Annotated in this window: 12 protein-coding genes; 11 read left to right on the forward strand and 1 reads right to left on the reverse strand. The window is 28.5% G+C overall.

Annotation, left to right across the window (positions count from 1 at the left end):
• The first annotated feature begins 4 nt into the window (after nucleotides 1–4).
• From ACTG3S_RS05690 to ACTG3S_RS05705, 4 genes are all read left to right on the forward strand, one after another.
• Nucleotides 5–538, forward strand: coding sequence for a DUF4136 domain-containing protein (locus ACTG3S_RS05690; protein ID WP_439128412.1), 534 nt, complete (start codon nucleotides 5–7; stop codon nucleotides 536–538).
• 64 nt (nucleotides 539–602) lie between these two features.
• Nucleotides 603–767, forward strand: a complete 165-nt coding sequence (locus tag ACTG3S_RS05695; RefSeq protein WP_439128401.1) for a DUF5522 domain-containing protein — start codon at nucleotides 603–605, stop codon at nucleotides 765–767.
• Between the two features lie 57 nt (nucleotides 768–824).
• On the forward strand, nucleotides 825–1,535 hold the full coding sequence (locus tag ACTG3S_RS05700; RefSeq protein WP_439128402.1) for a DUF4197 domain-containing protein: 711 nt from the start codon (nucleotides 825–827) through the stop codon (nucleotides 1,533–1,535).
• Between the two features lie 72 nt (nucleotides 1,536–1,607).
• Nucleotides 1,608–1,805, forward strand: coding sequence for a Lacal_2735 family protein (locus ACTG3S_RS05705; protein WP_439128403.1), 198 nt, complete (start codon nucleotides 1,608–1,610; stop codon nucleotides 1,803–1,805).
• Between the two features lie 29 nt (nucleotides 1,806–1,834).
• Here ACTG3S_RS05705 and pyrF read toward each other — a convergent pair whose 3' ends face one another.
• Nucleotides 1,835–2,644 (reverse strand): orotidine-5'-phosphate decarboxylase, encoded by an 810-nt coding sequence (gene pyrF / locus ACTG3S_RS05710; RefSeq protein ID WP_439128404.1) that lies wholly within the window; start codon nucleotides 2,642–2,644, stop codon nucleotides 1,835–1,837.
• A gap of 86 nt (nucleotides 2,645–2,730) precedes the next feature.
• Between pyrF and ACTG3S_RS05715 the strand changes: the two genes are divergently transcribed.
• From ACTG3S_RS05715 to ACTG3S_RS05745, 7 genes are all read left to right on the forward strand, one after another.
• On the forward strand, nucleotides 2,731–3,216 hold the full coding sequence (locus ACTG3S_RS05715) for a TlpA family protein disulfide reductase (protein WP_439128405.1): 486 nt from the start codon (nucleotides 2,731–2,733) through the stop codon (nucleotides 3,214–3,216).
• Nucleotides 3,217–3,337: 121 nt separating this feature from the next.
• A complete protein-coding gene (tpiA, locus tag ACTG3S_RS05720; protein WP_439128406.1) occupies nucleotides 3,338–4,096 on the forward strand; it encodes a triose-phosphate isomerase in 759 nt (252 codons plus the stop codon).
• Between the two features lie 76 nt (nucleotides 4,097–4,172).
• On the forward strand, nucleotides 4,173–5,009 hold the full coding sequence (gene prmA, locus ACTG3S_RS05725) for a 50S ribosomal protein L11 methyltransferase (RefSeq protein WP_439128407.1): 837 nt from the start codon (nucleotides 4,173–4,175) through the stop codon (nucleotides 5,007–5,009).
• Between the two features lie 10 nt (nucleotides 5,010–5,019).
• Nucleotides 5,020–5,295, forward strand: a complete 276-nt coding sequence (locus ACTG3S_RS05730; RefSeq protein ID WP_439128408.1) for an ATP-dependent Clp protease adaptor ClpS — start codon at nucleotides 5,020–5,022, stop codon at nucleotides 5,293–5,295.
• A gap of 2 nt (nucleotides 5,296–5,297) precedes the next feature.
• Nucleotides 5,298–5,570 (forward strand): hypothetical protein, encoded by a 273-nt coding sequence (locus ACTG3S_RS05735; protein WP_439128409.1) that lies wholly within the window; start codon nucleotides 5,298–5,300, stop codon nucleotides 5,568–5,570.
• An 86-nt stretch (nucleotides 5,571–5,656) separates the two neighbouring features.
• Entirely contained in the window at nucleotides 5,657–5,848 is a 192-nt protein-coding gene (locus tag ACTG3S_RS05740; protein ID WP_439128410.1) for a PID-CTERM protein-sorting domain-containing protein, read from the forward strand.
• 486 nt (nucleotides 5,849–6,334) lie between these two features.
• Nucleotides 6,335–7,030 (forward strand): hypothetical protein, encoded by a 696-nt coding sequence (locus tag ACTG3S_RS05745; RefSeq protein WP_439128411.1) that lies wholly within the window; start codon nucleotides 6,335–6,337, stop codon nucleotides 7,028–7,030.
• The last annotated feature ends 85 nt before the right edge of the window (nucleotides 7,031–7,115 follow it).

The following is a 7,115-nucleotide window of genomic DNA, read 5'->3' on the forward strand; positions in this document are numbered from 1 at the left end:
ATATATAAAAACCTTACTATTAGCTAGTATTGTGCTATTGTCTTCTTGTAGTAGTATTAAAGTTGCTACAGATTATGATGCACAAGTAGATTTTAACAAATATAAAACCTTTGCTTTTTATAAAAAAGGAATAGATAAAGCAGAAATTTCTGATTTAGATAAAAAGAGAATTTTAAGAGCTATAGAAGCAGAGTTGATTGCTAAGGGGTTTTTTAAATCTGAAAATCCAGATATGTTGGTGAGTATTTTTACAAAGTCTAGAGAAAGAGTAAATGTAAATCAAAATAATTTTGGCTACGGTTTTGGTTGGGGTTGGAATCCTTGGATGTGGGGTGGAATGAACAATAACGTAAATGTTTCTCAATACACAGAAGGTACTTTATTTGTAGATTTTATCGATAAAGAAAAAAAAGAATTAGTGTGGCAAGGTGTTGGTACTGGAGCATTAAAAATACAAGATAGAGCAAAAAAAGAAATTAGGATAAAGGAATTTGTGAAAGAAATAGTTTCTAGATTTCCACCAGAAGAAGAAAAGTAGATATTTTAAAAAAAGCGTTCTTAAGAACGCTTTTTTTATGCATTAAAAATAATATTTTTGCAGCATGTATAATAAAAGAATACCTTTGGAAGAAGGAGATTATTACGTAAACGAACAAGGCTATAAAGTTTTTACAGAAAAATTTCATTTAAAAAGAGGTTACTGTTGTAAAAGTGGTTGCAAACACTGCCCATATGGTTATGATAAAAAAACAGATAGTTTTGTTTAAAAGTGACTTTTTGTAAAAAAGAGTTTCCAAAATGATAGTTAATAATTAATACACATAATGATAAAAAGAATTTTAATTTTAGTAATTGCAATACAATTTGTAGGTTGTGCAGAATTGCAGAATGTAGTTAATAATTTACCCAATGGAGGAGGATTAACACAAGATCAGATAGGAAATGGTTTAAGACAAGCTTTAGATAAAGGCATTAAAACTCAAGTTACTAAATTAACTGCTAAAGATGGTTTTTTTAGAAATGAGTTGGTAAAAATTGCATTACCAAAAGAATTACAAGCTGTAGATAATGGTTTGCGCAAAATTGGTTTGGGTAATTTAGCAGATGAAGGGATAAAAGTATTAAACAGAGCTGCAGAAGATGCCGTAAAAACGGCCACACCAATTTTTGTAGATGCAGTAAAGGGCATTACTTTTACCGACGCTAAAGACATACTTTTAGGAGATAAAAATGCAGCTACCAGTTATCTGCAAACAAAAACACAAGAAAATTTATATCAAAGTTTTAGTCCTGTTATAGAAAATTCTTTTGCTAAAGTTGGGGCAGATAAAGTTTGGAATAATTTAATATCTAAATACAACTCTATTCCATTTGTTAAAAAAGTGAATCCAGACTTAACAGACTATGTTGCTTCTAAAGCTTTAGAAGGTGTTTTTAAAATGATAGAAGTAGAAGAGAAAGGAATTAGAGAAAAAGTAGGTTTAAGAAATACAAAACTTTTAAAACAAGTATTTGCCTTGCAAGATGGTAAGTAAATTTTGTTAAAATTATATTTTTATCAATTGGTCATATAAATTTTATTATATTTATATGACCAATTTTTAGTTATGTCAAGAATTAACCAACTACAAACCTACAAAAAACACCTACAAGAAAGGTATACAAAATTGTTAGAAAAGTCTAACGATTATCGTTTTATAGATGAAAATAAAAGTGATTTTGCTGCTTTTAAAGCGATGAGAATTCAAACAAAATTAAACAAGGTTAGTTATTTAGAAAGCGGAACATTAAATGTGATTTCTTAATAATTTACAATAACCCAAGACTTTTAATTTTATAAGTACGCTTCCATTTGTTTTTGTAATTCAACAGCTTTTAGTGCAGCTTTTTCTGCAAAATCTTTTTCTTTGGATGCATAAATAATTCCTCTAGACGAGTTTATTAATAAACCAATATTTTTAGACAACCCATATTTACAAACATCTTGCAAACTACCACCTTGAGCACCCACACCAGGTACTAATAAAAATGAGTTGGGCACAATAGTTCTAATTTCTTTAAAATATTCAGCTTTTGTTGCCCCAACAACATACATTAAGTTTTCAGAATTTTGCCATGATTTAGAAGTTTCTAAAACATGTTTGTACAATTCTTTATCGTCAATTTTTTTTGTTTGAAAATCAAAAGCACCTTTATTAGATGTTAAAGCTAGCATAATAGTGTGTTTGTTTTTAAAAGCTAAAAAAGGTTCTACAGAATCTTTGCCCATATAAGGCGCAATGGTAACAGCATCAAATTTTAAATCTTCAAAAAAAGCCTTGGCATACATGGTAGAAGTATTGCCAATATCGCCACGTTTTGCATCTGCAATGGTAAAAATTTCTGGATAGTTTTTATTTAAATAAATAATTGTTTTCTCTAAAGATTTCCATCCTTTTAAACCATAAGCTTCGTAAAAAGCTATATTGGGTTTATAAGCTACACAAAGTTGATGAGTAGCATCGATAATGGCTTTATTAAACGCAAAAATTGGATCTTCTTCATCTAATAAATGTGTTGGAATTTTATCTAAATCAACATCTAAACCAATACATAAAAAAGATTTTTTCTTTTTAATTTGCGCAACCAATTCTTGTGTAGTCATAATAATTTATAAAGTGTCACAAAAATACTTTATTTTGTAAGTTATTAAAACCTAAGAAGACAAAAATTTTAAATACTTTACAATTAATGAGATATACAATTTTAGTTTTTGCAGTATTATTTTTTAGTTGCACACTCGAAAAACCCACAGAATTTTCTAAACTTGCATTACAAGATACTGCATTTACTTTAAACGACTCAGAAATTTCTATAGATAGTATTTTAAAAACCTATCAAGGTAAAAAAATATTAATAGACGTTTGGGCTTCTTGGTGTGGAGATTGTATAAAAGGTTTACCAAGTGTAAAGAATTTACAAAATAAATTTCCAAAAGTAGTTTTTTTATTTTTATCTGTTGATAAAAATAGAAATGCTTGGAAAAATGGCATTCGCCGATTTAAAATAAAAGGAGAACACTATAATTTACCAAACGGAATGAAATCTGGTGATTTTGTAGATTTTTTAAATTTAGGATGGATTCCAAGATATATGGTGATAGATGAAAATGGAAAAATTGCACTTTTTAAAGCTACAAGAGCATCAGATTCTGCTATTGAAGAAGCTTTAAATTAAAACATATAAATCGTTTTAGTAACTATTTCTAATAAGCCCAATAAAATAACTTTCCATTTCTTAAATTTACATCATTAAAAAAAAATAAAAATTAGCTTGTAAAAGCTTAAAATATATAATTATGAGAACTAAGATAGTAGCTGGAAACTGGAAGTTAAATAACAACAAAGAAGAAAGTAAACAATTAATTAAAGATTTAAAAAAAGCCATTAAAAAAGAGGAATTAAAAAACACACGTGTAATAGTTGCTCCAACATTTGTGAATTTATCTTCTTCTGTAAAAGCGGCAAAAAAATCAAAAATAGAAGTGATTGCACAAAATATGCATCAAGCAAAAAATGGTGCTTTTACAGGTGAAATTTCTGCAGATATGTTAAAATCTATCGGTGTAGAAACGGTTATTTTAGGGCACTCAGAAAGAAGAACTTACTTTAACGAAACAGATGCTTCTTTAGCGGAAAAAGTAGATGCAATTTTAGAAAACAAAATGGAAACTATTTTTTGTTTTGGTGAGTTGTTAGAAGATAGAAAATCTAATAACCATTTTGCTGTTGTAGAAAGCCAGTTAAAAAATGCATTGTTTCATTTAGAAGCTAAAGATTGGAAAAGCATCATTTTAGCATACGAACCAGTTTGGGCAATTGGTACAGGAGAAACTGCAAGTCCAGAACAAGCACAAGAAATGCATGCATTTATAAGAAGTATTATCGAAAAACAATACAACAAAGACGTTGCAGAAAATGTGTCTATATTATATGGTGGCAGTGTAAAACCAGCAAATGCAGAAGAAATTTTTTCTAAACCAGATGTAGATGGTGGTTTAATTGGTGGTGCAGCTTTAAAAGTTGACGATTTTACAGCAATTATAAAAGCCATATAAGTTACTGAGTGTAGTAGAAAATTAAAAGAAAACCAATAAATTTGCATCAAGATTTAAAATCTTGATGCATTTTTTTATGGATAACATATATATAGAGTATAACTTTACAGTTTCGCCAAAAGAACCTGCTACAGAAATATTAATTGCAGAATTAGGTAATGTTGGGTTTGAGAGTTTTGTAGAAAACGAAACAGGAGTAACTGCTTACATTCAGAAAGATGGATATAAACCAACAATTTTAGACGATATTTATATTTTAAATTCAAAAGAATTTTCAATAGAATACACTAAAAATGAAGTTGAGCAAACCAATTGGAATGCAGAATGGGAAAAAAACTTTACACCTATTCAAGTAGATGACTTGGTAAGTATTCGTGCGCCTTTTCATGAAAACCCAAACTTGAAATATGATATTGTAATAGAGCCCAAAATGAGTTTTGGTACAGGACATCATGAAACCACACACATGATGGTGCAACATTTATTACAATTAGATTTAGAAAACAAAAAAGTGCTAGACATGGGTTGTGGTACTGGTATTTTAGCCATTTTTGCAGAAATGAAGGGCGCAAAACCAACAGATGCCATAGATATTGATAATTGGTGTTATGAGAATTCAATAGAAAATGTAACACGCAATAATAGTAAAAATATTTCCGTTTATGAAGGAGATTCTTCTTTGTTAATCAATAAAAAGTACGATGTAATCATTGCAAATATTAATAGAAATATCTTATTGATGGATATGAAAGTGTATGCAAATTGTTTAAACGAAAATGGAATTTTACTTTTAAGCGGTTTTTACCAAGAAGACATACCAATTATAGATGCAGAAGTATCTAAATACAAATTAAAATTGGAAACTTTTATCGAAAGAAATAATTGGGTTGCATTAAAATACAATAAGTCGTAATTTTGTAAATATGAGCACAAAAGAAAAAATACAAGAAGAGGTAGATGTCTTAGAGCAAGAAGTTTTTCAGCATGAAATTGTTTTACATAATGATGATGTAAATACATTTGACCATGTAATAGATTCTTTAATAGATGTTTGCGATCATACTTTAGAGCAAGCAGAGCAATGCGCAACTTTAGTGCATTATAAAGGAAAATGTACTGTAAAATCTGGCGAGTATAAAGATTTAGAACCTAGGTGTTCTAAACTATTACAGTTGGGTTTGTCTGCAGAATTGGTTTAGAAATGGAAAATATTTTAAAATATTACGAGTTTTCAGATTTTTTTAAAGATACCTCGAACACCTTTTCTGGAAATGAAATTTCTTACACCACTTTAAACGAAACCCATTTCTTAATTTTCGAAAAACAAAATACCATCTATAATTTATATGTTTCTAAATATAAATCAAAAAAAGATATTGGTTTAAAACCACCTGAAATACTCGAAACAGTAGTTACAGACTATAATAAAAGCATTTCAGAACATAGAATTGCATTAAGAAAATATTTAGACTAAACTTGCAAAAAATTGTAAGTTTTTTTAATTTAAAAAACCATGTGACTTTTTTTTACGTATGTGTCTGAAAGGATAGATAAGTATAAATGAGTTTAAAAAAAATTTTATTAGTGTTTGTTTTATTGATGGTGCCTTTCTTGGGGAATACTCAAGTTTTACCACCACCAATACCACCACCACCTCCACCAGGTTTGCCTATAGATGGTTTAACAGGGCTGTTGTTTTTGGTAGGATTGCTGTATGGCTCTAAGAAGATTTATAAAGATAGTAGTAATTAGTATTTTTATACTAAGTTTGGTTAGATAAAAGGTTTTAAGCATTTGCTTAAAACCTTTTTGATTTTAAAAAAAACTCACCTCTTTCGAGGTGAGTTCATTGAATGAAAAATCGGGGGCTTTAAAACATTTAAAATTTCAATTTTGTAATCAGTTAACTTTTAACTAACCTAACATTTTTTTATGTATTTTTATGAATTAAATTATAAAATAAATCAATTTGTGTAGTGTTAAATTAAGCTATTACAAAATTAGTTTATTTAAAAAACCTAACTTAGGACATTCTGTGTCCATTGTTTTTATGTTGATGTGATATAAAAATACAACACTATAGGAGAGTTACTCTTAGATTATAGAGTTTTTGTAGAGGTTTCTCAAACTGAATTTGCAAACTCCTTAGATGTAGATTTAAAAACAATTCAACGTTGGGGAAAAAACGCAACACTCATAAAATCAGAAAAAGAAGAAGAAATTGTTTTAGAAACATTAATGCCTTATCAGCTAATACATAACTTAAATGCGGCTGTACCAATCCCTACTTTTTATAATTTTAAAACTAGAAAATATTCTTTGTTTCAACAATCTAACCAGTTACCAAAACTTTCTTGGTATGCAGATCAGATAGATTTAAAAACCGATAATATACGAACCATAGATATTGGTTACGATATTAAATACTTACATAAATTTATCGACTCTCAGCACCAAATTGAAGCCTATGTAAATAATAATTTTATTAAACAGGCAGTTAAACTTTTACCAGACCTAAATTACATTTATACAGGTAAAGCTGGTTTTTATGCAGGTCATTGTATTGTGTTGCCAATAAAAGAAGAAACATATAAAAAGTTGAAAAATAAAGAGATTTCTAGTAAAGATTTAAGGGAAAGCGATTTAGTAGATTTTAAAACGGAAGATTTCCCCATATTTTATAGATATGATATTACTGGAGATTGTAATGAAACCATATTTTGTGTCATGGGTAAATTTTTTAGATTTTTTAGAGATTTAAAAAAACCTTACTTAATGTGTGGTTATACAGAAAGGGATGACAATTATAAATTGAACAAAGAAATTGGTTTAGAAGTAGTTTGGGAAGATAAAGAATTGCAAGAAGCATTAGATCTAGAATATCCACCAAGATTTTTTGAAGGGAACTTTAAAAAGTTTTTAGAAAATGCTTAAAATAAAAAAAACTCTCAAGTATTTTTGAGAGTTTTTTTGTGACCATGACAGGATTCAAACCTGTAACCTCTTGAGCCGTAATCAA

Origin of the sequence: Polaribacter sp. (genome assembly GCF_965656025.1) — a bacterium.
Classification (GTDB): domain Bacteria; phylum Bacteroidota; class Bacteroidia; order Flavobacteriales; family Flavobacteriaceae; genus Polaribacter.

What these genes read in the sequence shown, in the direction of transcription:
- ACTG3S_RS05730 (WP_439128408.1), top strand. Translation starts at nt 5,020, where the DNA reads ATGAGCACAAAAGAAAAAATACAAGAAGAGGTAGATGTCTTAGAGCAA.
- ACTG3S_RS05705 (WP_439128403.1), top strand. Translation starts at nt 1,608, where the DNA reads ATGTCAAGAATTAACCAACTACAAACCTACAAAAAACACCTACAAGAA.
- ACTG3S_RS05695 (WP_439128401.1), top strand. Translation starts at nt 603, where the DNA reads ATGTATAATAAAAGAATACCTTTGGAAGAAGGAGATTATTACGTAAAC.
- ACTG3S_RS05700 (WP_439128402.1), top strand. Translation starts at nt 825, where the DNA reads ATGATAAAAAGAATTTTAATTTTAGTAATTGCAATACAATTTGTAGGT.
- ACTG3S_RS05715 (WP_439128405.1), top strand. Translation starts at nt 2,731, where the DNA reads ATGAGATATACAATTTTAGTTTTTGCAGTATTATTTTTTAGTTGCACA.
- ACTG3S_RS05740 (WP_439128410.1), top strand. Translation starts at nt 5,657, where the DNA reads ATGAGTTTAAAAAAAATTTTATTAGTGTTTGTTTTATTGATGGTGCCT.
- pyrF (WP_439128404.1), bottom strand. Translation starts at nt 2,644, where the DNA reads ATGACTACACAAGAATTGGTTGCGCAAATTAAAAAGAAAAAATCTTTT.
- prmA (WP_439128407.1), top strand. Translation starts at nt 4,173, where the DNA reads ATGGATAACATATATATAGAGTATAACTTTACAGTTTCGCCAAAAGAA.
- tpiA (WP_439128406.1), top strand. Translation starts at nt 3,338, where the DNA reads ATGAGAACTAAGATAGTAGCTGGAAACTGGAAGTTAAATAACAACAAA.
- ACTG3S_RS05735 (WP_439128409.1), top strand. Translation starts at nt 5,298, where the DNA reads ATGGAAAATATTTTAAAATATTACGAGTTTTCAGATTTTTTTAAAGAT.
- ACTG3S_RS05745 (WP_439128411.1), top strand. Translation starts at nt 6,335, where the DNA reads ATGCCTTATCAGCTAATACATAACTTAAATGCGGCTGTACCAATCCCT.